This is a genomic window from uncultured Bradyrhizobium sp. (assembly GCF_964252615.1).
Lineage (GTDB): Bacteria > Pseudomonadota > Alphaproteobacteria > Rhizobiales > Xanthobacteraceae > Bradyrhizobium.
Genome location: NZ_CAXUNQ010000001.1, coordinates 1 through 23,956 on the forward strand (window position 1 = coordinate 1; position 23,956 = coordinate 23,956).

Annotated in this window: 26 protein-coding genes; 13 read left to right on the forward strand and 13 right to left on the reverse strand. The window is 62.7% G+C overall.

What is annotated here, in order from left to right; all coding sequences use genetic code 11:
• Positions 1-189 (reverse strand): hypothetical protein (locus ACFE72_RS00005; protein WP_375410985.1); only part of this gene is annotated, 189 nt, incomplete at its 3' end.
• Here ACFE72_RS00005 and ACFE72_RS00010 point away from each other — a divergent pair.
• The 3 genes from ACFE72_RS00010 to ACFE72_RS00020 all read left to right on the forward strand — a co-directional run bounded on the left by ACFE72_RS00010 (position 179) and on the right by ACFE72_RS00020 (position 1,976).
• Positions 179-1,180, forward strand: a complete 1,002-nt coding sequence (locus tag ACFE72_RS00010) for an alpha/beta fold hydrolase (RefSeq protein ID WP_375410986.1) — start codon at positions 179-181, stop codon at positions 1,178-1,180. The two genes, ACFE72_RS00005 and ACFE72_RS00010, sit on opposite strands and share 11 nt — an antisense overlap.
• 161 nt (positions 1,181-1,341) lie before the next feature.
• A complete protein-coding gene (locus tag ACFE72_RS00015) occupies positions 1,342-1,599 on the forward strand; it encodes a GCG_CRPN prefix-to-repeats domain-containing protein (RefSeq protein WP_375410987.1) in 258 nt (85 codons plus the stop codon).
• A 125-nt stretch (positions 1,600-1,724) separates the two neighbouring features.
• The gene (locus ACFE72_RS00020) at positions 1,725-1,976 is read left to right on the forward strand and encodes a hypothetical protein (RefSeq protein ID WP_375410988.1); all 252 of its coding nucleotides are present in this window, start codon (positions 1,725-1,727) and stop codon (positions 1,974-1,976) included.
• Between the two features lie 130 nt (positions 1,977-2,106).
• Here ACFE72_RS00020 and ACFE72_RS00025 read toward each other — a convergent pair whose 3' ends face one another.
• From ACFE72_RS00025 to ACFE72_RS00080, 12 genes are all read right to left on the reverse strand, one after another.
• Complete coding sequence (locus tag ACFE72_RS00025) at positions 2,107-2,424, reverse strand: hypothetical protein (RefSeq protein ID WP_375410989.1); 318 nt, start codon at positions 2,422-2,424, stop codon at positions 2,107-2,109.
• 108 nt (positions 2,425-2,532) lie between these two features.
• Positions 2,533-4,065, reverse strand: a complete 1,533-nt coding sequence (locus tag ACFE72_RS00030; protein ID WP_375410990.1) for an acyl-CoA carboxylase subunit beta — start codon at positions 4,063-4,065, stop codon at positions 2,533-2,535.
• A gap of 180 nt (positions 4,066-4,245) precedes the next feature.
• Positions 4,246-4,854, reverse strand: coding sequence for a hypothetical protein (locus tag ACFE72_RS00035; RefSeq protein WP_375410991.1), 609 nt, complete (start codon positions 4,852-4,854; stop codon positions 4,246-4,248).
• Between the two features lie 149 nt (positions 4,855-5,003).
• On the reverse strand, positions 5,004-6,623 hold the full coding sequence (locus ACFE72_RS00040) for a peptide chain release factor 3 (RefSeq protein WP_375410992.1): 1,620 nt from the start codon (positions 6,621-6,623) through the stop codon (positions 5,004-5,006).
• A gap of 169 nt (positions 6,624-6,792) precedes the next feature.
• Positions 6,793-7,797 (reverse strand): anion permease, encoded by a 1,005-nt coding sequence (locus tag ACFE72_RS00045; protein WP_375410993.1) that lies wholly within the window; start codon positions 7,795-7,797, stop codon positions 6,793-6,795.
• 14 nt (positions 7,798-7,811) lie between these two features.
• Complete coding sequence (locus ACFE72_RS00050) at positions 7,812-8,456, reverse strand: DUF47 domain-containing protein (protein ID WP_375410994.1); 645 nt, start codon at positions 8,454-8,456, stop codon at positions 7,812-7,814.
• Positions 8,457-8,717: 261 nt separating this feature from the next.
• A complete protein-coding gene (locus ACFE72_RS00055; RefSeq protein ID WP_375410995.1) occupies positions 8,718-9,686 on the reverse strand; it encodes a branched-chain amino acid ABC transporter permease in 969 nt (322 codons plus the stop codon).
• Position 9,687: 1 nt separating this feature from the next.
• A complete protein-coding gene (locus ACFE72_RS00060) occupies positions 9,688-10,551 on the reverse strand; it encodes a branched-chain amino acid ABC transporter permease (protein WP_375410996.1) in 864 nt (287 codons plus the stop codon).
• A gap of 73 nt (positions 10,552-10,624) precedes the next feature.
• A complete protein-coding gene (locus tag ACFE72_RS00065; protein ID WP_375410997.1) occupies positions 10,625-11,845 on the reverse strand; it encodes an ABC transporter substrate-binding protein in 1,221 nt (406 codons plus the stop codon).
• A gap of 30 nt (positions 11,846-11,875) precedes the next feature.
• Positions 11,876-12,622, reverse strand: a complete 747-nt coding sequence (locus ACFE72_RS00070) for an ABC transporter ATP-binding protein (RefSeq protein WP_375410998.1) — start codon at positions 12,620-12,622, stop codon at positions 11,876-11,878.
• Positions 12,615-13,370, reverse strand: coding sequence for an ABC transporter ATP-binding protein (locus ACFE72_RS00075; RefSeq protein ID WP_375410999.1), 756 nt, complete (start codon positions 13,368-13,370; stop codon positions 12,615-12,617). Before ACFE72_RS00075 ends, ACFE72_RS00070 begins: the two co-directional genes overlap by 8 nt.
• A gap of 340 nt (positions 13,371-13,710) precedes the next feature.
• Positions 13,711-14,058, reverse strand: a complete 348-nt coding sequence (locus ACFE72_RS00080) for an ArsC family reductase (protein WP_375411000.1) — start codon at positions 14,056-14,058, stop codon at positions 13,711-13,713.
• Between the two features lie 158 nt (positions 14,059-14,216).
• Here ACFE72_RS00080 and ACFE72_RS00085 point away from each other — a divergent pair, with 158 nt between their 5' ends.
• The 10 genes from ACFE72_RS00085 to ACFE72_RS00130 all read left to right on the forward strand — a co-directional run bounded on the left by ACFE72_RS00085 (position 14,217) and on the right by ACFE72_RS00130 (position 23,944).
• Positions 14,217-14,735 (forward strand): (2Fe-2S)-binding protein, encoded by a 519-nt coding sequence (locus tag ACFE72_RS00085; RefSeq protein WP_375411001.1) that lies wholly within the window; start codon positions 14,217-14,219, stop codon positions 14,733-14,735.
• On the forward strand, positions 14,732-15,748 hold the full coding sequence (locus ACFE72_RS00090) for an FAD binding domain-containing protein (protein ID WP_375411002.1): 1,017 nt from the start codon (positions 14,732-14,734) through the stop codon (positions 15,746-15,748). Before ACFE72_RS00085 ends, ACFE72_RS00090 begins: the two co-directional genes overlap by 4 nt.
• A gap of 5 nt (positions 15,749-15,753) precedes the next feature.
• Positions 15,754-17,958: a xanthine dehydrogenase family protein molybdopterin-binding subunit gene (locus ACFE72_RS00095; RefSeq protein ID WP_375411003.1), complete on the forward strand. Its 2,205-nt coding sequence runs from the start codon at positions 15,754-15,756 to the stop codon at positions 17,956-17,958.
• Positions 17,959-18,044: 86 nt separating this feature from the next.
• Entirely contained in the window at positions 18,045-18,383 is a 339-nt protein-coding gene (locus ACFE72_RS00100) for an ArsR/SmtB family transcription factor (protein WP_375411004.1), read from the forward strand.
• On the forward strand, positions 18,380-18,844 hold the full coding sequence (locus ACFE72_RS00105; RefSeq protein WP_375411005.1) for an SRPBCC domain-containing protein: 465 nt from the start codon (positions 18,380-18,382) through the stop codon (positions 18,842-18,844). The genes ACFE72_RS00100 and ACFE72_RS00105 overlap by 4 nt, the downstream gene beginning before the upstream one ends.
• Before the next feature lie 267 nt (positions 18,845-19,111).
• Entirely contained in the window at positions 19,112-19,897 is a 786-nt protein-coding gene (locus ACFE72_RS00110) for a phytanoyl-CoA dioxygenase family protein (RefSeq protein ID WP_375411006.1), read from the forward strand.
• 216 nt (positions 19,898-20,113) lie between these two features.
• Entirely contained in the window at positions 20,114-21,256 is a 1,143-nt protein-coding gene (locus tag ACFE72_RS00115; protein WP_375411007.1) for a homocitrate synthase, read from the forward strand.
• On the forward strand, positions 21,253-22,485 hold the full coding sequence (locus ACFE72_RS00120; RefSeq protein ID WP_375411008.1) for an aconitase/3-isopropylmalate dehydratase large subunit family protein: 1,233 nt from the start codon (positions 21,253-21,255) through the stop codon (positions 22,483-22,485). Before ACFE72_RS00115 ends, ACFE72_RS00120 begins: the two co-directional genes overlap by 4 nt.
• The gene (locus ACFE72_RS00125; protein ID WP_375411009.1) at positions 22,482-23,006 is read left to right on the forward strand and encodes a hypothetical protein; all 525 of its coding nucleotides are present in this window, start codon (positions 22,482-22,484) and stop codon (positions 23,004-23,006) included. Before ACFE72_RS00120 ends, ACFE72_RS00125 begins: the two co-directional genes overlap by 4 nt.
• The gene (locus ACFE72_RS00130; protein ID WP_375411010.1) at positions 23,003-23,944 is read left to right on the forward strand and encodes an isocitrate lyase/phosphoenolpyruvate mutase family protein; all 942 of its coding nucleotides are present in this window, start codon (positions 23,003-23,005) and stop codon (positions 23,942-23,944) included. Before ACFE72_RS00125 ends, ACFE72_RS00130 begins: the two co-directional genes overlap by 4 nt.
• The last annotated feature ends 12 nt before the right edge of the window (positions 23,945-23,956 follow it).

Genomic DNA, 23,956 nt, shown 5'->3' on the forward strand with positions numbered 1-23,956 from the left:
CCCTGTAGTGGGGCAGGACACGATCAGCATAAGCGAGGTTTGAAGAGCGGGGATAGGTATACATTCACAAGTACGTGAACGCGCCGCCCGGCCTGCCCTCGATTTGTAGACATGGACGTTTCCATAGCGCAGGCGATAGAGAACCGGAGCGGCGTAGGACATCTTCAGGGAGCTTTCGATGAAACGCATTGTACTATCCGCCATGCTCGCCGCCATGCCGCTGGGCGTTGTTCACGGCGCCGATGGTGCGCCGCGCGAACCTTATGGCATCGGCCTCGAGGGTTTTGCCTATCCCTATCCGGTCAGCATGCTGCCGCTGGTCGACGACGGGGAGCCGGTTCGGATGGCCTATATGGACGTCGCCGCGGCGGCGCCGAACGGACGCACCGTGGTACTGCTGCATGGCCGCAATTTTCCGTCCAGCTACTGGGCGCCGGTAATCAAAACGCTCGGCGGGGCCGGCTACCGCGTGGTGGTGCCGGACCAGATCGGCTTCGGCAAATCATCGAAGCCCGCGGCCGAGCTGCACTTCGACACGCTGGCGCGCAACACCATCGCCCTGCTCGACCATCTGGGAATCGCAAGGGCGGACATCGTCGCGCATTCGCTGGGCGGCATGCTCGGTGTGCGCATCGCCCGCGCTTTTCCCGACCGCGTCGCGCATCTGCTGCTTGCCGCACCGATCGGGCTGGAGGATTACCGGCTCTATGTGCCGCCGACGCCGACCGAGAAGATCCTGGAAAACGAAGACAAGCTCACCGCCGACGGCTATCGCAAGCAGTTGGAGACCAACTATTCCTTAAAACTGCCGCCGGAACAGGTGACGCCATTCATCGACGCCCGGTTCAACATCAAGGGCGCCTCGGACTATCCGCGCTGGCTGCGCGCCTTCGTCAACTCGGCGCAACTGATCTATCGCGAGCCGGTGGCGCATGAGATCCCGCTGATCACGCAACCCACGCTGTTCGTGATGGGCGAAGACGACCACAACGCGCCGGGACGGCTCAACGCGCCGGAAGCACTGCGGGCGAAGATGGGCCGGAATGCCGAGCTGGCCAAAGCGCTTGCCGCCCGGATGCCGAATGCCGGCGCGGAGGTTATTCCCAACACCGGCCACCTCGTATTTCTGGAAGCGCCGCAACAATTCGACGGCCTGATGCTGGGGTTTCTATCCCGGTGACGCCCGGCATGTTTTTAAGAAAAAGCGCGCATTCATTCCGCGTTCAGGCTCCGGCATTAAGCTCGCCGGCAATATTCAAGGTGCTGTAACAATGAACGTGCCGAATCACACGGCTTGAATAACGCGGCGCCCCGGCGGCGACCCGACAAAACGGAGGAAACATGAAGACGCTTTTTGCAGCAGTTCTGGTTGCCGGCACGTTCGCGGGCTTTGGTGCCGCCGACGCCGCCGGCGGATGCGGCCCCGACTTCCATCGCGGACCCTATGGCGACTGCCGCCCCAATGGCGGCGCGATCGTGGTCGCGCCCCGGGTGGTGGCTCCCCGCGTCGTGGTCGCTCCCCCCGTCGTGGTAGTGCCTCGCGGCCGCGTCTGCCCGCCGGGCTTGTTCTGGCGCTACGGCCGTTGCCGCCCGATCTGATCGTCCCGCTGCAACGCCTGTGCGCTGCACCATGCAAAAACCTGCCCCGCGGCGAAACAATCCGGGGAAAACGGCGTACTTAAAATGCCAGCAATTCGTTGGCATCATTCCAAACGAGGTCATCGATGAGAAAAGTTTTTTTCGCGGCCGCGATGTTGCCGGCTTTGGCTTTCACCCCGGCGTCGGCCAAAATGATGAGCTGCTCGGGCGAGAACATGATGAAGTCCAACGCAGCCATGAGTAGCATGCCCTATGGCCCCAACACGATGGCCATGAACAAGGAGATGGGCATGGCCAACATGGAAATGAGCAAGGGCAACATGCGCGGCGCCTGCATGCACTACATGAAAGCGCAGAAGATGGGGTCATCCAAGTAGCAACGCCGGTTGTTGGACCTGTCATTCCGGGGCGACGCGAAGCGTCGAGCCCGGAATCCATGACCACCACCGGGGTGCACGGATTCCGGGCCCGCGCCAAGTGGCACATCCCGGAATGACGGGCTTGGTTTCACGCCGCGCCGAATTCCTCCGCCAGCACCAAAACCTCGCGCGTGCGGGTTATATCAGGCCAGTCCCGGTTGAAGTCGGCCACCAGCCGCTTCATCTCCTGGCCCTCGGTCGCGCGGTCCAGCGCGGCCTTGTCGGGGAATTGATATACCGCCTGATGCAAGGCGGGATCGGTGACGCTCCAGTATCGCCACGCCTTCTCCGCGCCGAAGGTTTTGACCGCATCGGGCAAATGCTCGCGTGCGTACCAGGCGTCGAACGCCGCGCGTTTGCCGGGATCGGCGACGGCAGCGCGGACGACGAAGAAGTAGCGCGGCATGCAGTATCCTTCAGCAATCCAGGGCGGGGTAGGCGAAGCCGTAACCCGCCACAAAACGATACGGACGAAACGATGGCGGATTACGCTGCCGCTAATCCGTCCTCCGAGCTACAACGGCAGATTGTCATGCTTCTTGGCCGGCACTTCCACCTTCTTGTCGCGTAGCATCGCCAGCGCGCGGGCAATCCGCCGCCGGGTCGAGTGCGGCAGGATGACGTCGTCGATATAGCCGCGCTCGGCGGCGATGAAGGGGGAGAGGAAGCGGTCCTCGTATTCCCTGGTCCGCGCGGCGATCTTGTCGGGGTCGCCGATATCGCTGCGAAAGATGATCTCGACCGCGCCCTTGGCGCCCATCACCGCGATCTGCGCGGTCGGCCAGGCGTAGTTCATGTCGGCGCCGATTTCCTTCGAGGCCATCACGTCGAACGCGCCGCCATAGGCTTTGCGGGTGATCACCGTGACCAGCGGCACCGTGGCCTGCGAGAACGCGAACAGGAGTTTCGCGCCGTGCTTGATCAGGCCGCCATATTCCTGCGCGGTGCCCGGCAGGAATCCCGGCACGTCGACAAAAGTGACGATCGGGATGTTGAAGGCGTCGCAGAACCGCACGAACCGCGCGGCCTTGCGCGAGGCGTCGCTGTCGAGCACGCCGGCCAGCACCATCGGCTGGTTGGCGACAAAGCCCGTGGTACGCCCCGCGATGCGGCCGAATCCGGTAATGATGTTCTTGGCGAAGGTTTCGGATATTTCGAAGAAGTCACCTTCGTCCACGACCTTGAGGATCAGTTCCTTCATGTCGTACGGCTTGTTCGGATTGTCGGGGATCAGCGTATCCAGCGAGCTGTCTTCGCGTTCGATGTCGTCAAAACTCGGCCACTCCGGCACGCCGTCGGTGTTGTTGCTGGGCAGGAAGTCGATCAGCCGGCGCATCTGCAGCAGGGTCTCGACATCGTTCTCGAACGCGCCGTCCGCGATCGAGGAGCGCGTGGCGTGCACCGACGCGCCGCCGAGTTCTTCCGCGGTGACCACCTCGTTGGTGACGGTTTTTACCACGTCGGGCCCGGTGACGAACATGTAGGAGGTGTTCTTCACCATGAAGATGAAGTCGGTCATCGCCGGCGAATAGACGTCGCCGCCGGCGCACGGCCCCATGATGACGGAAATCTGCGGGATCACGCCCGAGGCGATGACATTGCGGCGGAACACGTAGGAATAGCCGGCCAGCGCCGCGACGCCTTCCTGGATGCGCGCGCCGCCGGCGTCGTAGAGGCCGATGATCGGGGCGCGCGCCTTCATCGCCATGTCCTGGATTTTGACGATTTTTTGCGCGTGGGTTTCCGACAGTGACCCGCCGAACACCGTGAAGTCTTTGGCGAACACAAACGTCTTGCGGCCGTTGACGGTGCCCCAGCCGGTGACCACGCCGTCGCCGGGCACCCTGGATTTCTCCATGCCGAACTCCACCGAGCGGTGCTCGACGAACATGTCGAACTCCTCGAATGAACCCTTGTCGAGCAGCAGCTCGATGCGCTCCCGCGCCGTCAGCTTGCCGCGGGCATGCTGCGCCTCGATGCGCTTGTCGCCGCCGCCGAGCTTGGCGCCGGCGCGGCGTTCTTCGAGGGTATCCAGGATGTCTTTCATGGGTAGCTTCCGGGTGATTTGAGCGGGTTCTACCACGGCATTTTGCGGGCTGGAAACCGCCGATTGACCGTCTGGTGGCCTCCAACCCCTCGTCCTGCGCGGGCTTGACCTGCGTATCCATCGATCTTCGCAAGATTCGTTCGAAGGGAATGGATGCCGGGTCAAGCCCGGCAATGACGGCTAGGGCCTCCCCGGCTGCTTGCCCAGATCGCGGTTGTCGACATAGCGGATCATGATCGGCCGTCCGGCCAGCGTGCCGCCGAGGCCGCCGGTGAATTTCAGCGGCAGGCAGGCGTCGAGCGAGGCCGATATCGCCTTGCGATAGAGGTCGCGGGTCTGCTGCGGCACATCGCGGGTCGAATAGGTGACGCGGGGGGCCGCGATGAGTTCGCCGGAGCGCTTGAATGAAAACAGCACCGACATCTGCATGCCCTCGCGCGCGTCGTCGGACGGCGGCGGCGACCAGCAGGAGCGCAGCGCCGCGAACAGGTCGCTGATGGTGTCGAGATCGCGGTCGGGCTTGCGGTACTTTGCGGCGTCGTCGCGCGGCGGCACGCTCTGGATGGTGAGCTGCAGGTTCTGGCCGATCGGATAATCGATCTCGGGAATGCACGGCCCGTGGTTGAACACGCTGCAGAACGACGGCGTGCACGGCTCGCCCGACAGCACGCCGCACGGCGCATGCGCGAACGGCGCGGCGTCGACCGGGTGCCGACGTCGCGCGTCAGCGGAGGTAGCGAGCACGGCGCTCGCCGCGACGATGAGATATTGAACCACGCGGCTAAGCATGAATCCCTCTCTCTCTCGTCGTCCCCGCGAAGGCGGGGACCCATAACCACCGATGGTTATTGTTCGGCAGATGTTTCCGCAGGCTACCGACACCTTCCGCACCTCAGCGACAGAGCGTATGGGTTCCGCCTTTGCGGGGGACGACGAGACTATCCTTTCTTCTTCACATCCTTGATGCTGGAGAACGTAATGCCCTCGGCGCGTTCTTTGGTGTAGCCGAGGTAGAACTCGTTCTTGGCGAGATACACCGGATCGCCGTCGACGTCGTCGGCGACGCCGGAGCCGTTGGCGGCGATGAAGGCGGCGAGCTTCTTGGGATCGTCGGAGGAAATCCAGCGCGCGAGCTGGAATTCCGAAACCTCGAAATCCACCGGCAGCGAATATTCGGCGTCGAGCCGCGCCTTCAGCACGTCGAGCTGCAGCGGGCCGACCACGCCGACCAGCGCCGGGGCGCCGTCGCGGGGGCGGAACACCTGCACCACGCCCTCCTCCGACATCTGCTGCAAGGCCTCCTTCAACTTCTTCGCCTTCATCGCGTCGGTCAGCCGCACCCGGCGGACGATTTCCGGGGCGAAGCTTGGCACGCCGACGAAATTGATGTCCTCGCCCTCGCTCAAGGTATCGCCGATCCGCAGCGTGCCGTGATTGGGGATGCCGACCACGTCGCCGGCAAACGCCTCGTCGGCCAGCGCACGGTCCTGCGCAAAGAAGAATTGCGGGCTGGAAAGGCTCATGTTCTTGCCGGTGCGCACCAGCTTCGCCTTCATGCCGCGCGTCAATTTGCCCGAGCACAGCCGCGCGAACGCGATGCGGTCGCGGTGGTTCGGGTCCATGTTGGCCTGGATCTTGAAAACGAACGCCGTCATGCGGGCCTCCGACGCTTCCACCCTGCGCAGATTTGAGTCCTGCGCGCGCGGCGGCGGCGCGAAACGGCCGAGGCCCTGCAGCAGATCGCCGACGCCGAAATTGCGCAGTGCGCTGCCAAAATATACCGGCGTCAGATGGCCCTCGCGAAACGCATCGAGCTCGAACGACTTGCAGGCTTCCGACACCAGCGCCAGTTCGTCCTTGACCTCGGTGACGTCGAGATTGGCATTGCGCCCCGCAAGATCGGCAATGTCGATCTTAAGCGCCGCGCCGATCTTGGCGCCGCCGCCTTCGAGCAGGCGTACCCCGCCGGTTTCGAGGTCGTAGGTGCCGAGGAAGTCGCGGCCGCGGCCGACCGGCCAGGTCATCGGCGTCGTGTCCAGCGCCAGCGTCTTTTCGATTTCATCCAGCAATTCGAAGGTGTCGCGGCTTTCGCGGTCCATCTTGTTGATGAAGGTGATGATGGGAATATCGCGCAGACGGCAGACTTCGAACAGTTTTCGCGTCCGCGCCTCGATGCCCTTGGCCGCGTCGATCACCATCACGGCGGAGTCGACCGCGGTCAGGGTGCGATAGGTGTCCTCGGAAAAATCCTCGTGGCCCGGCGTGTCCAGGAGATTGAACACCAGGTTCTCGAACTCGAAGGTCATCACCGAGGTCACCACCGAGATGCCGCGGTCGCGCTCGATCTTCATCCAGTCGGAACGGGTGTTGCGACGCTCGCCCTTGGCCTTGACCTGTCCGGCAAGATTGATGGCGCCGCCGAACAGCAGCAGCTTTTCGGTCAGCGTGGTCTTGCCGGCGTCGGGATGCGAAATGATCGCAAAGGTACGCCGGCGCGCGACTTCGGCCGCGAGCGGCGAACGCGGCGGCTGTTCGGTGGTGAGGGCGAGATCGGACATCGAGCGAGCGTGTGGCAGGGAAACGGGACCGGATCAAGGAGATATATGGGAACAGGCCGAAGCGGTGTCCAGCCGCGTGCCTTCTCCCGCCGCAAGCGGAGCAGCGGATGCACATATCCCGTCATACGCCGGTTTGACCCCGCCTATCCGTAGCGGGGAGAGGTGAACGTCAGCGCAGCAGCGCCACCGCCCAGTACGACAGCGCCGCCACGACCGCGGAGGCCGGAATCGTGATCACCCAGGCATAGACGATCGAACTGGCGACGTTCCAGCGCACCGCGGAAACGCGGCGCGCGGCACCGACGCCGACGATGGCGCCGGTGATGGTGTGGGTGGTCGACACCGGCACCCCGAGGAAGGTGGCGATGAACAATGTCGCCGCACCTCCGGTTTCCGCGCAAAATCCCTGCATCGGCGTCAACTTGGTGATCCGCAAGCCCATGGTGCGGACGATCCGCCAGCCGCCCATCAACGTTCCCAGCGCCATCGCCGCCTGGCAGGCGAGCACCACCCAGAACGGCACCGAAAAATGTTCGCCGAGATGTCCCTGCGAATACAGCAGCACGGCGATGATGCCCATGGTCTTCTGCGCGTCGTTGCCGCCGTGGCCCAGCGAATACAGCGATGCCGAGACGAACTGCAGGATCCGGAATGCGCGGTCCACCGCAAAGGGGGTCGAGCGCACCGACAGCCATGACACGATCGCGACCAGCACCAGCGCCAGCAGGAATCCGACCAGCGGCGACAGCACGATGGCCAGCAGCGCCTTGGACAATCCGCTCCAGAGCGCGGCCGACAGCCCCGCTTTGGCTACGCCGGCGCCGAGCAGCCCTCCGATCAAGGCATGCGAACTGCTGGAGGGTATTCCCAGCGCCCAGGTGACCAGGTTCCAGACGATGGCGCCCATCAGCGCGGCAAAGATCACCCGTTCGTCGATGATGCCGGGATCGATGATTCCGGTGCCGATGGTGTTGGCGACGTGCAGCCCGAACACCAGGAAGGCGACGAAATTGAAGAACGCCGCCCACAGCACGGCGTATTGCGGCCGCAGCACGCGGGTCGACACGATGGTCGCGATCGAATTGGCGGCGTCGTGCAACCCGTTGAGGAAGTCGAACAGCAGCGCGACTGCGATTAATCCGACCAGAATCGGAAGACCTAGCGTGGCGTCCACGGCGCGGCCCTGCCCTATACCTGCTCGATCACGATGCTGTTGATCTCGTTGGCGACGTCGTCGAAGCGGTCGGCGACTTTCTCGAGATGATCGTAGATTTCGGCGCCGACGATGTAATCCATGGCGTTGGCGCCGCGGTGCTTGAGGAACAGTTCCTTCAGGCCGATGTCGTGCAGGTCGTCGACGCGGCCTTCCAGCTTTCCGAGTTCCTCGGTGATCGCGCTCAGCATCGCGACGTTGTCGCCGATCGACTGCATCAAAGGCAGCGCCCGGCCGACCAGGTTGGCGCATTCCACCAGCAGCGTGCCGATTTCCCGCATCGGCGGCTCGAAGCTCCGGACTTCGAACAGGATGACCGCCTTGGCGGTCTGCTGCATCTGGTCGATGGCGTTGTCCATCGAGGTGATCAGGTTCTTGATGTCGACACGATCGAACGGCGTAATGAAGGTGCGGCGCACCGCGGTGAGAACTTCGCGGGTGATGCCGTCGGCGTCATTTTCGAACTGGCTGACGCGCTGGCAGAATACCGGCGTATCCTCGCCGCCGCGCAGCATGCCTTGCAACGCTTCGGCACCCTTCACCACGGTCTGGGAATGCCGCGCGAACAGCTCGAAAAACCGTTCCTCGCGCGGGAGAAAGTAGCGAAACAGGCGCATCATCGGTCAGGTCCATCTCTGCAGGCAAACGGCGGCAACGACTGCAACTGTCACCGGACTGTCATAGTGCATTTCGTGCAAAAGCGGGCGCTTGCAGGTGCGCAAAGCGAGGTCATCCACCGCTTTGTCGGTTCCCCGGATCGCGTCATCAACGCCGGAACCCGTCATTGCCGGGCTCGACCGGCAATCGATCCTCTTCGAAAAGACGCTTGGCGAAGATGATGGATAGGCGGGTCAAGCCCGCGATGACACCGAATATGCTGCCTACAGCGACCGCCGGAAATAATGCGCGATCTCGCCGATCACGCCGCGGCGGAATGTCAGCACGCAGATGACGAAAATCACGCCCTGGATCACGGTGACCCATTGCCCGAATCCGGCCAGATACTGCTGCATGGCGATGATGACGAAGGCGCCGACCACCGGGCCGAATACCGTACCGAGGCCGCCGACCAGCGTCATCAGCACGATTTCGCCGGACATGGTCCAGTGCACGTCGGTCAATGAAGCGTTCTGCGCGACGAACACCTTCAGCGAACCCGCCAGGCCCGCCAGCGTTCCCGACAATATGTAGGCCAGCAGCTTGTAATGGTCGGTCTTGTAGCCGAGCGAAATCGCACGCTGCTCGTTCTCGCGGATCGATTTCAGCACCTCGCCGAACGGCGAGTTGATGGTGCGGTAGATCAGCAGGAATCCGAGCAGGAAGCCGGCGAGGATGACGTAATACAGCGTGGTGGGCCGGGCCAGATTGAAAATTCCGAACAGATATCCCTGCGGGATGCCCTGGATGCCGTCTTCGCCGTGGGTGAACGGCGTCTGCAGATAGATGAAATACAACAGTTGCGACAGCGCCAGCGTGATCATCGCGAAATAGATGCCCTGGCGGCGGATCGCCACCAGCCCGGTAATGACGGCAAGCGCCGCCGCTCCGACGGTGCCGATCAAGATGCCGAGCTCGGGCGTAACGCCCCATACCTTGAGCGCATGGGCGGTGAAGTAGCCGGCGCTGCCCAGGAACATCGCATGGCCGAACGACAGCAGTCCGCCATAGCCGATCAGCAGATTGAAGGCGCAGGCCAGCAACGCAAAGCAGAGCGCCTGCATGACGAAGAACGGGTACACGCCGGTAAACGGCACGAGCGCGAGCGCCGCGGCCATAACCACGAACAGGATCATCTCGTCGCGAATGGCGCGCGGGGTCACCGGCAGCGTATCATCGGTCATGGCTGTCATGTCAGGCCGCCCTTCCCGTCAGTCCCGATGGTTTTACCAGCAGCACCAGCACCATCAGCACGAATACTACGGTGTTGGAGGCTTCGGGATAAAAGTATTTGGTCAACCCTTCGATCACGCCGAGCGCAAAACCGGTGATGATCGATCCCATGATCGATCCCATGCCGCCGATCACCACCACCGCAAACACCACGATGATGAGGTCGGCGCCCATCAGTGGCCGCACCTGATTGATCGGCGCCGACAATACCCCGGCCAGTGCGGCAAGGCCGACGCCGAGACCGTAGGTCAGCGTGATCATCCGCGGCACGTTGATGCCGAAGGCGCGCACCAGCGTCGGATTTTCGGTGGCGGCGCGCAGATTGGCGCCGAGCCGCGTTCGCTCGATCAGGTACCAGGTGAGCAGGCAGACCACGAGCGAGAATACGACCACCCAGCCGCGATAGATCGGCAGGAACATGAAGCCGAGGTTCATGCCGCCTTTCAGCTCATCGGGAATTGCGTAGGGCAGGCCGGAGGAGCCGAAATAATTCTGGAAAATGCCCTGGATGATCAGCGCCAGCCCGAACGTCAGCAGCAGGCCGTAGAGATGGTCGAGGCCGGACAGCCATTGCAGCATCGTCCGCTCCAGGATCATGCCGAAGATGCCAACCGCGATCGGCGCCAGGATCAGCGCCGGCCAGTATCCGATACCGGCCACGTTGAGCAGGAAATACGCGCAGAACGCGCCCATCATGTAGAGCGCGCCATGGGCGAAGTTGATGATGTTGAGCATTCCGAAGATCACGGCGAGGCCGAGGCTCAGCAGCGCGTAGAACGAGCCATTGATCAATCCTACCAGAAGCTGTGCGTAGAGAGCCTGCATGACCGGTGTTTCCGCTCAATCCCACATGACGCAAGATGGATGCCCGCCGGCGCGAGGCCGGCGGGCAATGTCGTTATTTCTTCAACAGCGCACACTTGCTTTCCGAAAGCGGCGTGAAGGCTTGTTCGCCCGGGACCGTTCCGACCAGCTTGTAGAAATCCCACGGGCCTTTCGATTCGGACGGCTTCTTTACCTCGAACAGATAGGCCGAATGAATCTTGCGCCCGTTGGGTTGAATCGAGCCCTTGCCGAACAGCGGGTCATCGGTCGGCATCGACTTCATCTTTTCCACCACCTTGACGCCGTCATGCGGATTGCCGCCGAGCGCTTCCAGCGCCTTGAAGTAATGCATCAGTCCGGAATAGACGCCGGCGTGAACCATGGACGGCGGCGAGCCGTTCTTCATGCGCGCGGCGAACTTCTTGGAGAAGGCCCGGGTGTCGTCGTTCATGTCCCAGTAGAACGTCTCGGTGAAGTTCAGGCCCTGCGCGGTCTCCAGGCCCATGGCCTTGACGTCGGTGATGAACAGCAGCAGCGCGGCGAGCTTCTGTCCGCCCTTGACGATGCCGAATTCGGCCGCCTGCTTGATCGAATTGGTGGTGTCGGCGGCGGCGTTGGCAAGCCCGATGATCTTGGCCTTGGACGACTGCGCTTGCAGCAGGAACGACGAGAAGTCCGACGAATTCAGCGGGTGCTTGACGGCGCCGACGACCTTGCCGCCATTTGCCGTGACGACCGCGGTGGTGTCGCGCTCGAGTGCTGCGCCGAAGGCATAGTCCGCGGTCATGAAGAACCAGGTATCGCCGCCCGCCTTCACCAGCGCCTGCCCGGTGGTATGGGCGAGCATGTAGGTGTCGTAGGTCCAGTGTACGGTATTCGGCGAGCACTGCGCGTTGGTGAGATCCGAGGACGCCGCGCCCGAATTGATGTAGACGCCGTTCTTTTCCTTGATGACGTTATTGACCGCAAGCGCCACGCCGGAGTTGGGCACGTCGACAATGACGTCGACCTTCTCGACGTCGAACCACTGCCGCGCGATGCTGGTGCCGATGTCGGGCTTGTTCTGGTGATCGCCGGAGATGATGTCGATCTTCCAGCCCTTGGCGGTCAGGCCGGAATCCTCGACCGCCATCTGCGCGGCCAGGGTCGAGCCCGGCCCGCCGAGATCGGCGTACAGACCCGATTGATCCCCGAGCGCGCCGATCTTGACGGTCTTGTCCTGGGCAAGCGCGAAACCCCCGTTGGCGAGGGTCAACGCCGTGCCGAGCAGAAGCGCCGAGATTTTGCTTTTCATAGTGGTCGTTCTCCGTTGTTCTCGTGGTTCCTAGACACCGAGATAGGTGTGAAGCTTGTCCATGTTGGCCTGCAGTTCCGAGTTGGCAAAGCCGTCGATGACCTTGCCGTGTTCGACAATGTAGTAGCGGTCGGCTACTGTCGAGGCGAAGCGGAAGTTTTGTTCAACCAGAAGGATGGTAAATCCTTCCGATTTCAGCCGCGCGATGGTGTGGCCGATCTGCTGAATGATGACGGGAGCGAGCCCTTCAGTCGGCTCGTCCAGCATCAGAAACCGCGCGCCGGTGCGCAGGATGCGCGCGATCGCCAGCATCTGCTGCTCGCCGCCGGACAGTTTGGTGCCCTGGCTGTTGAGCCTTTCCTTCAGGTTCGGAAACAGCTCGAATATCTGGTCCAGCGACAGGCCGCCACTGCGCACGATCGGCGGCAACAGCAGGTTCTCGCGGACGTCGAGGCTGGCGAAAATGCCGCGTTCCTCCGGACAAAACGCCACGCCCATGCGGGCGATCTTGTCCGAGGAAGCCCGCGTGATGTCCTGATCGCCGAAGCGGATCGAGCCGGTGCGTTTGCCGATGATGCCCATCACCGACTTCAGCGTGGTGGTCTTGCCGGCGCCGTTGCGGCCAAGCAGCGTGACGACCTCGCCGGCGTTCACATCGAAGTTGATGCCGTGAAGGATATGGGATTCGCCATACCAGGCTTCGAGATTCTGAACCGCCAGCACGGGACTGCCGGTGGCGGAGGCAGCGGCGCGGCCGGCCATTTTCGCTTCAGCCATGACCTGCCCCCAGATAGGCTTCCTTGACGCGCTCGTCCTTGGTCAATTCGGCGTAATGACCTTCGGCGAGCACTTTGCCGCGGGTCAGCACCGTGATGATGTCGGACAGATTGGCGACGACGCTGAGATTATGTTCGACCATCAGGATGGTGTATTTCGCCGAGATGCGCTTGATCAGCGCCGCGATCTTGTCGATGTCTTCATGACCCATGCCGGCCATCGGTTCGTCGAGCAGCATCATTTCCGGATCGAGCGCCAGCGTGGTCGCGATCTCCAGCGCGCGTTTGCGTCCATAGGGCATCTCGACCGCCGGCGTCTTTTCGAATTCGCTCAAGCCGACGTCGTTGAGCAGTTCGCGGGCGCGGCCGTTGAAGCGGTCGAGCACCGCCTTGGAGCGCCAGAAATCGAACGATTGTCCGTGCTGGCGCTGCAGCGCGACGCGCACATTCTCCAGCGCGGTGAGATGCGGAAACACCGCCGAAATCTGAAACGAACGCACGAGGCCGAGCCGCGCCACGTCGGCCGGGGCCATCGCGGTGATGTCCTGTCCCTTGTACAGGATCTGGCCGGCGGACGGCTTGAGGAATTTGGTCAAAAGATTGAAGCACGTAGTCTTGCCGGCCCCGTTGGGGCCGATCAACGCGTGAATGCTGCCACGGCGGACCCGCAGGTTAACATCGCTTACAGCGAAGAACCCCGCAAATTCCTTGGTCAATCCGTGGGTTTCAAGAATGAACTCATCGGCCAATCGAATTTCCCCCACCGGCCTTCGCACGCGAGTGCCCCGCGCACGTGGCCGAATTTTGTAACTGCCTGGCCCCGTGACGTCTTGGAAACCGTCCCGGACCGGCCGCCTCTCCGGGCGGGAATATGCCGTCAATGGACCGGTTTGCGCAAGGCGCAAAGCTCAGCATGCGACCCACGGGCGCGGCGCCGGTGTCGGCAATTAGTCGAATTGCCGGAAAGACTTACTGATTTGCAGAGGTTCCGGCGATCGGGTCCCTGATCGCGGCACGGACCGTTGCGCCGGCTGCCGAGGCGGCCGTTAAGGCCGTTTCGCTGCAGTTCGGGTTTTACCGGGCCGCACGCTAGGCGACTTCCTTCTCATACACGTCGGGCTTGAATCCGACGAGCAGCTTGCCGCCGGCTTCAAGCACCGGCCGCCTGATCAGCGACGGCTGCGCCAGCATCAGCGCGATGGCGCCGCGCTCGTTCAGGCCGTCCTTGTCGGCATCCGGCAGTTTGCGGAACGTGGTGCCGGCGCGATTGAGCAGCGTTTCCCAGCCGAGTTCGTCGGCCCAGCGCGTGAGCTTCTGTTTCGAAATGCCCTCGGTCTTGTAATCATGAAAACTATAGGCGACGCCGTGACTGTCCAGCCACGCGCGAGCCTTCTTCATGGTGTCGCAGTTCTTGATGCCGTAAATGGTCGTTCTCAACGTAAACCCCCGCCCGTCCGATCGGGCCGAAGCTAGCCGCGCCTGCAGCGCCACGCCAGTTGCAAATACTCGCTTCCGATGGAACCGACGCAGTCCTTCGCCGTTGCACCGCTATTCGATGGTTCCCGCGCCCACGTCCAGGCGATCCGGAGAGTACGATGGCCGACATCAGCATGGCAACGCGGCCGCTCAAGGAAGCCATTCCGTCACCGGCAAAAATCTCGATTGCGCTGACCGTCAACGGCATCCGCAAACAGCTTGCCGCGGCACCGTGGACCACCCTCCTCGACCTGCTGCGCGACCACCTCGATCTCACCGGCACCAAAAAAGGCTGCGCCCACGGCCAGTGCGGCGCCTGCACGGTTCTGGTCGACGGCCGCCGCATCAACTCATGCCTGACGCTGGCGGTGATGAAGGACGGTGCGGAAGTCGTCACCATCGAGGGCCTCGCCAAGGACGGCGCCTTGCATCCGTTGCAGCAGGCGTTCATCGACCATGACGCGTTCCAGTGCGGTTACTGTACGCCCGGCCAAATCTGCTCGGCGGCGGGAATGATCGCGGAAGGCAAGGCGAAGACACCGGACGAGATCCGCGAACTGATGAGCGGCAACATCTGCCGTTGCGCCGCCTATCCCAACATCGTCGCGGCGATCCAGCAGGCGATGAGCCGGCCATGATCAATTTTCAATACGTCCGCGCCGACGACGTTTCCGACGCGGTGCGCCAGATGGCGGCAGATCCCGCAGCAAAGTTCATCGCCGGCGGCACCAACCTGATCGACCTGATGAAGGAGGATGTCGAACGTCCGACCCGGCTCATCGACATATCGCGGCTGCCGCTGGCGACGGTCGAGGAAACCGAAGGCGGCGGCCTGCGGGTCGGCGCACTGGTGCCGAATTCCGATCTCGCCTGGCATCCCAAGATCGAGCAGCGTTATCCGCTGCTGTCGAGCGCGATCCTTGCGGGCGCTTCGGCGCAACTGCGCAACATGGCATCGACCGGCGGCAATTTGTTGCAGCGGACGCGCTGCTGTTATTTCTACGACACCGCGACGCCGTGCAACAAGCGTGAGCCCGGCAGCGGCTGCTCGGCTATTGAGGGAATCAATCGCATGCATGCGATCCTCGGCACCAGCGAAGCCTGCATCGCGACGCATCCCTCCGACATGTGCGTGGCGCTGGCGGCACTGGAGGCCAGCGTGCATGTGGCCGGGCCTTCCGGCAAACGCGCGATCGCATTTTCCGATTTCCATCGCCTGCCCGGCGACACGCCGCAGCGCGACAGCAATCTCGATGCGGACGAGATCGTCGTCGCGGTCGAACTTCCCGCGCGGGGCTTTGCGGCGAATTACAGCTATCTGAAAATCCGCGACCGGCTGTCCTACGCCTTCGCGCTGGTTTCGGTCGCGGCCGCGCTGGAACTCGACGGCGACAGCATTAAGGATGCGCGGCTGGCGCTCGGCGGTGTCGCGCACAGGCCATGGCGCGATCCGGCGGCGGAAGCCTTGCTGCGCGGGCAGCCCGCGACGCCGGCGACCTTCGAACACGCCGCCGATCTGCTGCTGCGCGGAGCAAAAGGGTTCGGCCACAACACCTTCAAGATCGATCTGGCGCGGCGGGTCATCGTCCGCGCCCTGACCCAGGCCGCGCAAGCCACGCCGCAGTCGCAGTCCAGCAAGAAAATCCGGTAGACGTCATGGCTCCCTACATCGGCACACCCACGTCCCGCGTCGACGGCCACGCCAAGGTTACCGGGGCTGCGAAGTATGCCGGCGAATTCGGCGCGCCCGACCTCGCTTACGGCAACCTCGTTACCTCGACCATCGCGAGCGGCCGCATTGTCTCGATCGACATCAGCGAGGCAAGTTCGATTGCCGGCGTAATCGCGATTTTGACGCACAAGAATCGGCCGCCGATGGCGGATGATGACGGCTCCTACAAGGACGACGTCGCGCCAGAAAACGGATCGCCCTATCGACCGCTTTATGATGATAAAATACAATTCAGCGGGCAACCGGTTGCGATCGTGCTCGCCGAAGATTGGGAGACCGCGCACTTCGCTGCCACAAGGGTGCGTGTCGCATACGAAGAACAAGCGCACGTCACCAGTCTGCGGCAGAAACTCGACCAGGCAAAGCCGGCTGGGGAGCCGCCAAAGCCGCGCGGCAGCGCGGAGAAGGCGCTCGCCGCCGCCGCGGTACGCCACGAGGCCGATTACTTCGTTCCGATCGAGCATCACAATGCGATGGAGTTGTTTGCCTCCACCGTGATCAGGGAAGCCGACGGCAAGCTCACGGTCTACGACAAGACCCAGGGGGTGCAGAATGTGCATCGTTATCTCTGCGGCGTGTTCCGGATGAAACCGGATGAGGTGCGGGTGATGTCGCCGTTCACGGGTGGCGCGTTCGGCTCCGGACTGCGCCCGCAGCATCAGGTAACGCTCGCCGTGCTGGCGGCGCGCGCGCTGCAACGCTCGGTGCGGCTGGTGCTGACGCGGCAACAGACGTACACGCTCGGCTTCCGCCCCGGCACCGTGGAACGCGTGGCGCTGGGCGCCGGCCGCGATGGCTCGCTGGAAGCGGTCGAGCATGACGTCGTCGCGATGACGTCGCAATACGAGGACTTTGCACGCAACGACACCGGCTGGTCCGGCGCGCTGTACACATGCGCCAACACGAAATATTCGCACAGGCTGGCGAAGCTCGACATCCCGACGCCCTGCGACATGCGTGCGCCGGGGGCCGCGACCGGGATGTATGCGCTGGAATGCGCGATGGACGAACTCGCGGTCGCGCTAAAGATGGATCCGCTGCAATTGCGGCTGCGCAATTATTCGGATCGTCAGCAGGACGAGGACAAGCCCTACACCAGCAAGGAGCTGCGCGAATGTTACGCGCAGGCGGCGGAAGCGTTCGGATGGAGCAAGCGCAGTTCCGAGCCGCGCTCGATGCGCGAGGGCACCGAGCTGGTCGGGTGGGGCATGGCGTCGGGGGTATGGGAAGCGCTGCAGATGGAAACGTCGGCGCGCATCGTGTTGACCGCCAATGGCCACGCCGAGGTCGCCTGCGCGACGTCCGACATCGGCACCGGCACCTATACCATCATGGCGCAGGTCGCCGCCGACATGCTGGGACTGCCGATCAACAATGTCAGCGTCAAGCTCGGCGATTCCTCGCTGCCCGCCTCGCCGGTTGAAGGCGGCTCATGGATGGCGGCCTCGGTGTCCCACGCGATCAAGAATGCCGCCGACGCCTTGCGCAAGGATTTGCTGGCGCTGGCGCAGAAGATGCCGGATTCGCCGCTCGCGGGTGTGAAGCTCGACGATGTCGTACTTGCCGACGGCAAGATCGTTTCCAGACATGACGCCGGCCGCGCCGTGTCGATCGCGGACGCGATACGGTACGGCAAGCTCGACCGCATCGAGCAGGAGCAATCCACCACTTTCGAGGACAACGACAAATACGCCCGTAACGCGCATTCCGCGGTATTCGCCGAGGTAAAGATCGACGAACAGCTTGGCGTGATCAGGGTCACCCGGATCGTCAGCGCGGTCGCCGCCGGGCGCATCCTCAATACCAAAACCGCGGCCAGCCAGATCATGGGCGGCATGATCTGGGGGATCGGCATGGCGCTGCACGAAGAAACCCATATCGATCACCGCTTCGGACGCATCATGAACGCCAATTATGCCGAGTATCATGTCCCGGTGAACGCCGACGTCCACGACATCAAGGTGATCTTCGTCGAGGAAAAGGACGACATCATCAATCCGCTCGGCATCAAGGGCGTCGGCGAAATCGGCCTCGTGGGCGTCGCCTCGGCGATCGCCAATGCCGTGTATCACGCCACCGGCAAGCGGGTGCGCGACCTGCCGATCACGCTGGACAAGCTGGGCCGTTAGAGCGCGGCCGTTGCGCCGAAACCGCATCGCGGCTTGACGCGCCTAATTCGTTATATAATAATATACTTATATAACGGACAACTTAGATGTCGAACCTTGATAGCGCCTTCTCCGCTTTGGCAGACCCTACCCGGAGGGCGCTGCTGGCTCGTCTGGCGCTGGGCGAGGCATCGGTGATGGAGCTGGCAAAACCGTTCGAGATGACACAGCCGGCGATATCGCGGCATCTCAAGGTGCTCGAAGGCGCCGGGCTGATCGTCCGGCGCGTCGAGGGCACGAGGCGGCCGTGCCGGCTGGCGCCGGGGGCGATCGGCGAGATTGATCAGTGGCTCGGCACGCTCCGCGAGGCGCTCGCCAGGAATTACGACCGCCTGGACGACCTTTTGACCACCATCAGACCCAGCAAGCGAAAGCCGCGCCGATGAGCAAGCTGACACTCACGACCGAGGACGACCGGCATATCGTGATCACGCGGCGTTTCAAAGCCTCGCCCGAGGCGGTGTATCGCGCCCATACCGAGCCGAGCTTGATCCAGCGATGGATGCTTGGACCGGATGGCTGGACGATGCCGGTCTGCATCTGCGACGCCCGGCCCGGCGGCAAATTCCGCTACGAATGGATCAACGACAAGGCCGGCGGATTTTACATCACCGGCGAGTTTGTCGAGCTGAAGCCGTTCAGCCGGATCGTTCATGTCGAGCGGATGCATCTGCCGGATCCGACACCCGACAATCACGTCGAAACAAGATTCGACCCTGACGGCGGCGGCACGTGGATGATCATGCGAATGACCCTGCCCGATGCCGAATCGCGCGCAAAAATGCTTGCAAGCGGAATGGAGCACGGCATGGAAGCAAGCTACGTGCGGCTCGAGACGGTGATCTGAAGACTCGATCAGGACGACCCACTCGACCTTGCCGCCGCGTTTGCACAAGACGGCCTCTCCGGCATCCGACACTTCGACCCATGCCGGATCGCCGCGGCGCCGGCATCGTAGCGAGTTCGGAGATTGGCCAAGCGCATGCCCCGCCGGCCCATGGCGTCGACCAGCGCTGATCGAGAGTTGGCGGCGCGACGTCCGGGGTTGTGACCGCCGAGCCGATATGGAATGATTTCGGATCGTCGGAACGCAACATTGCGCGGGTGGGACGCTGTGGCAGCCGGAGATCTCACGGGCCTGGAACAGGCGTTCGATCTGGAACGGTGGGTCCGGCACGGTTTCGCCATAGCCGATCGACCGGTTCTGGCTTCCTCCGTCGCCGACCTCAGATGCGAATATGCGCGGCTGATCCGCGACTTCGACCAGCTTCCCCGCCCGCCGGCGCGCTACACGATCAAGGATCCCGACGGGCAGGACAGTCTCGACATGCTCTCGCACCCGCACTGGTCGAGCGGCGTTGTCGCACGGATCGCGCTGAACGCCGGCCTGGGCCGGCTTGCCGCGGCGATGTTGGGCGTCCGGCGCATCCGGCTTTGGGGGACGTCGTTCATCTGCAAATACGCCGGCGCTTCGAGCAAGAACGCGATAAGATGGCATCGCGACATGACCTCGTGGCAGTGCCTGAACGCTCCGCGTCTCCTGACTTTCTGGGCGGCGCTCGATTCCGTTTCGCCCGCCAATGGCGGCATGGAATTCGCGCCGGGAAGCCACAGAGTCGAGGCGGCCGGCCGCGGCGACGATGCGGATCTCGACGGTTACGAGGGCTATCCGCTGGTGGGACCGGCGGGGATCGTATCGGCGCATCACTGCCTGACGGGCCATCGCAGCCGGCCCAACGCATCGCCCGGCGATCGAATTGCGCTGACGCTTCACTATATGGACGCCGACCTCCACTACGTCCCGGGCACGGCGTCGGACAAGCACATCAACGTGTCCTTGATTGCTCATTGCAATAATGAGATCGACCAGGCCTATTTCCCGATCGTGTACGAAGCCTGAGCCGCCCTTTAGCGCGCTCGCTGCAGGCTAATCGTCGAACGACGTCCTTACATCGTCTTCCTTCGGCCTGAAACGCAGGTCCCGGTCTGATTTGATAACTAATATAACGTTCTAGACATTTCAGAACATAGGACGTTCAAATTCATCGCTTTTCTCCCCGACCTCACACGAATAGGTTTATGACATAATTATTCTGCAACTACAGATAGGTGTCCGATGATCAGACGCGATGTCATTCTGGAAGACACAACGTTGCGCGATGGCGAGCAGGCTCCAGGTGTGGCCTTTTCAAAGGCCACCAAGCTCAAGATCCTCGACAAGCTGATCGCGACTGGCGTGAAGTGGGTCGAACCCGGTATTCCGGCGATGGGCGGGGAAGAGCTGGATACGCTGCATGCGATGCTTGAACGCAAGGATGAGGTCAAGCTTATCGGGTGGAACCGCGGCATCATGGAAGATGTCGCGGCGACGATCGATATGGGTTTCGAGGCGATCCATATCGGTTTACCGACCTCCAGCATCCATCTGAAGGAAAGTGTCGGCAAGGATCGAACCTGGCTTTTCCAGCGGGCTGCGGAACTGATCAAATATGCCAAAGATCGAGGCGTCTTCGTATCCATCAGCGCCGAGGACGTCGGCCGAACCGAAATTATCTTTCTGCAGGAATATGCGATCGCAGTGTCCGAGGCAGGTGCCGATCGACTGCGCTTGTCCGACACGATCGGCATCCTGTCGCCGGAAGAATATTGGCGTCGGGTCGAAGCGGTCGCGCAAGTGTCGGCGATCGACACGCAATGTCACTGCCACAACGATTTCGGCCTGGCGGTCGCCAATACTCTCGCCGGACTTCGCGCAGGGGCGAGGTACTTCCACGTCTGCGTCAATTCCATGGGCGAACGCGCGGGAATGCCCGACCTTGCCCAGATGACGCTCGCGCTCAAGCACCTTTACGGCCGCGATCTCGGCATCAGGACCGAGCATCTGAAGGAACTGGCCGAGATGGTCGCCCAGGCGAGCCATCAACCGTTGCCGGCCTGGCAGCCCGTCGTGGGCGATAATGTCTTTGCCCATGAGTCCGGCATCCACGTCAAAGGCATGCTCAACGACACGAATACGTTCGAGCCTTTCAGGCCCGAGGAGGTCGGCAATGTGCGCCGGTATGTGATCGGCAAGCATTCGGGCCGAGCCACCCTTCGCAGCGTGCTTGAGGACCGCGGCATTGACGTGGAGGATGACCGGCTTGCCCGCTGCCTGACCGAAGTCCGCGCGGCCGCCATCAACCAGGGCGCGGCGCTGTCGCCCGACCAGCTCTGCGACTTGTACAAGGACCTCAGCCGGACAGCGGAGGTTGTCCAATGAAACCGACGCTGGTCGAACAGATTATCGCTTCGCATGCAAAACGGGAACGCGTCAGTCACGGCGAATTGGTGACGGCCCAGGTAGACCGGGTCTACCTGCAGGACGGCAATTCGCCCACGATCGCCATGCTGTTCGAAAAGCACGGCTTCACGCACGTCTTCGACCGCGACCGCGTGGCGATCTTCTTCGACCATTCCGTGATCGCGCCGGACAAGCACATTGCGGCGCGTCTGCGCGAAGCCGAGCGATTGGCCGATCGGCTCGGCGTGCGGGTTTTTCGCGCCGGCGAAGGGATCAGCCACGTCGTCGCGCTTGAGGAAGGTTGGTACGAGCCGGGCACGATCGTGGTCGGCTCCGACTCCCATACCTGCACGGGCGGATCCACCCAATGCCTTGCGTTGGGGATGGGGGCGTCTGACTGCGCCGCGGCAATGGTGACGGGACAAACGTGGCTGCGTGTTCCCGATACGGTCTGGATGGATGTCCGCGGCCGGCCCGGTCCGGCGACACGGGCGCGGGACGTGGTGTTCTATGCGCTGAGGCAAAACGGCCAGGAGCCGTTCCTGTATAAATCTGTCGAATGGACCGGTTCGTGGTTTGACGAACTGGGTCTCGATTCCTGCGCGAGCATCGCCAATCTGGGCGTCGAGATGGGCGCAAAATGCACGTTCCTGCCGCCAGGTCCCGGCCGTCCGGAAGGCATGAAACCCATTGAACCGCCGGACGCGTGCGACCCGCGTGTCATCGTGGTCGACGTCGAGGGTCTTCCGCCCATGGTGTCGAAGCCGCACTCGCCGGGCAACGCCGTGCCGCTCGACGAATGCGAGGGTTTCAAGATCAACTACGTCTTCATCGGGACCTGCACGAATGGCCGTCTGGAAGACATCGCAGAGGCGGCTGCCGTGCTGGGCGATGCCAAGGTTCGCGCCGGCGTCCAGTGCCTCGTCACCCCCGGATCCAGACGGGTCTATATCGAAGCGATGGAGCGGGGCTATATCGCAAAGCTGATGCAGGCCGGAGCGATTATTTCGCCGCCGGGATGCAGCGCCTGCCTTGGCACGCAAGGCAGCATTCCGGCCTCGGGCGACCGCGTTCTGTCGACGATGAACCGCAACTTCCTGGGCCGGATGGGCAACTCCGAGGCAGACATTTACCTCGCTTCGCCGCTCGTGGCCGCCCACACCGCAATTCGAGGGGAACTGCCGAAGAGCTCGGAGTTGCTGCAATGATCAACCTCGGTCTGCTCCGGGTCCGCAGGATCGACCGTGTCATATCGACCGACGATATCATTCCCGGCCGCTACAAGCACATGTTCACGGACCCAAGCGAGCTTGCGAAACACGTTTTCGAGAATATTTTCCCGGGACTTGCCGGCACGTTCCGGCAAGGAGACGTGATCTGCACCACAGCCACATTCGGCATCGGCAGTTCACGCGAACAGGCGGTGAGCTCGCTGCTCGCTGCCGGCGTCAAAGCCGTGATCTCGCCGGGCTTCGGGCGCATCTTCTTCCGGAATGCGTGGAATCTCGGGCTTATTGCGATCGAGGCTGCGAATTTGCATGCGGCCGAGGGCGATACGATCAGCATCGACCTCGAGGCAGGCGGGATCACGGGTGCGTCTCAGACCGTTGTCAGCTTCGCGCCGCCGTCAGAACGCATGCTCGAAATGGTCGCAGAAGGGGGACTGCTGCCACTGGTGGTCAAGCGCCTGGCGCAGGCCGGCGCGCAGCACGAAGGACGACGGCCATGACGATGATCCGCCGCATACTGCCGGAGAAACGGCGGCCCCAGCTCCGCGAGCTCGTGACCTCGGGCCGCCTTGTGCGCGCCATTGAAGCTCACAGCGGAATTTCGGCGCTGGTGTCAAGCGAGACGACAGGGTCCAGCAATGGTCATGAAGGACGGAGTTTCGATGCGCTGTGGTTGTCGAGCTTGACGAGCTCCGCCGCGCGCGCGCTTCCCGACATGGAGCTTTACGCCCTGGAGCGCCGAATAGAACTCATCGACGAGGTTCTCAATGCCAGTCCGAAGCCCCTCATCGTCGATGGAGATACCGGCGGGGAGGAAACGGCTTTCGAATACCTCTGCGCTCGTCTTGAAAACATGGGTGTGAGCGCTGTTGTCATCGAAGACAAGCAACATCCGAAACGCAACAGCCTTTCACTGCAGTCCAGACATGTGCTCGAGGAGCCGGCGGTTTTCGGGAAAAAGCTGCGGCGCGGACGAAACGCGCTTCTGTCGACCGATTTCATGATTTTCGCGCGGCTGGAAAGCTTGATTGCAGGGGAAACCGTCCGTGATGCGCTCGAACGCGCCAAGGTCTATCTCGACAATGGAGCGCACGGCGTCATGATTCATTCGAAAGATCGTCAGCCGGACAGCATCTTCGATTTCCTGCACCGCTATCGCAATGCCGCAAACCACAGCCAGCCGGTCATCTGCGTGCCGACGACCTACAACAATGTACGCGCGGAGATGCTGCACGAGCGCGGGGCCAACATCGTGATCCACGCAAACCATCTCTTGCGCGCCGCGCATTTCGCCATGCGTCAGGTCTGCCGGTCGATCCTGGACAACGATAGATCGATGGAGGTCGACAACTCAATCACCCCCGTCTCGGAAATCTTCCTTGAGGTCGGCTACGACGCGGCGCTGGAGAGAGAAACCCAGGGCGCCGCCGGCCGCTGACTGGAATCTCAC

Bases quoted from the DNA above. Each gene is read 5' to 3' on its own strand.
- ACFE72_RS00010 (WP_375410986.1), top strand. From the start codon at position 179: ATGAAACGCATTGTACTATCCGCCATGCTCGCCGCCATGCCGCTGGGC.
- ACFE72_RS00015 (WP_375410987.1), top strand. From the start codon at position 1,342: ATGAAGACGCTTTTTGCAGCAGTTCTGGTTGCCGGCACGTTCGCGGGC.
- ACFE72_RS00020 (WP_375410988.1), top strand. From the start codon at position 1,725: ATGAGAAAAGTTTTTTTCGCGGCCGCGATGTTGCCGGCTTTGGCTTTC.
- ACFE72_RS00025 (WP_375410989.1), bottom strand. From the start codon at position 2,424: ATGCCGCGCTACTTCTTCGTCGTCCGCGCTGCCGTCGCCGATCCCGGC.
- ACFE72_RS00030 (WP_375410990.1), bottom strand. From the start codon at position 4,065: ATGAAAGACATCCTGGATACCCTCGAAGAACGCCGCGCCGGCGCCAAG.
- ACFE72_RS00035 (WP_375410991.1), bottom strand. From the start codon at position 4,854: ATGCTTAGCCGCGTGGTTCAATATCTCATCGTCGCGGCGAGCGCCGTG.
- ACFE72_RS00040 (WP_375410992.1), bottom strand. From the start codon at position 6,623: ATGTCCGATCTCGCCCTCACCACCGAACAGCCGCCGCGTTCGCCGCTC.
- ACFE72_RS00050 (WP_375410994.1), bottom strand. From the start codon at position 8,456: ATGATGCGCCTGTTTCGCTACTTTCTCCCGCGCGAGGAACGGTTTTTC.
- ACFE72_RS00055 (WP_375410995.1), bottom strand. From the start codon at position 9,686: ATGACAGCCATGACCGATGATACGCTGCCGGTGACCCCGCGCGCCATT.
- ACFE72_RS00060 (WP_375410996.1), bottom strand. From the start codon at position 10,551: ATGCAGGCTCTCTACGCACAGCTTCTGGTAGGATTGATCAATGGCTCG.
- ACFE72_RS00065 (WP_375410997.1), bottom strand. From the start codon at position 11,845: ATGAAAAGCAAAATCTCGGCGCTTCTGCTCGGCACGGCGTTGACCCTC.
- ACFE72_RS00070 (WP_375410998.1), bottom strand. From the start codon at position 12,622: ATGGCTGAAGCGAAAATGGCCGGCCGCGCCGCTGCCTCCGCCACCGGC.
- ACFE72_RS00085 (WP_375411001.1), top strand. From the start codon at position 14,217: ATGGCCGACATCAGCATGGCAACGCGGCCGCTCAAGGAAGCCATTCCG.
- ACFE72_RS00090 (WP_375411002.1), top strand. From the start codon at position 14,732: ATGATCAATTTTCAATACGTCCGCGCCGACGACGTTTCCGACGCGGTG.
- ACFE72_RS00095 (WP_375411003.1), top strand. From the start codon at position 15,754: ATGGCTCCCTACATCGGCACACCCACGTCCCGCGTCGACGGCCACGCC.
- ACFE72_RS00100 (WP_375411004.1), top strand. From the start codon at position 18,045: ATGTCGAACCTTGATAGCGCCTTCTCCGCTTTGGCAGACCCTACCCGG.
- ACFE72_RS00105 (WP_375411005.1), top strand. From the start codon at position 18,380: ATGAGCAAGCTGACACTCACGACCGAGGACGACCGGCATATCGTGATC.
- ACFE72_RS00115 (WP_375411007.1), top strand. From the start codon at position 20,114: ATGATCAGACGCGATGTCATTCTGGAAGACACAACGTTGCGCGATGGC.
- ACFE72_RS00120 (WP_375411008.1), top strand. From the start codon at position 21,253: ATGAAACCGACGCTGGTCGAACAGATTATCGCTTCGCATGCAAAACGG.
- ACFE72_RS00125 (WP_375411009.1), top strand. From the start codon at position 22,482: ATGATCAACCTCGGTCTGCTCCGGGTCCGCAGGATCGACCGTGTCATA.
- ACFE72_RS00130 (WP_375411010.1), top strand. From the start codon at position 23,003: ATGACGATGATCCGCCGCATACTGCCGGAGAAACGGCGGCCCCAGCTC.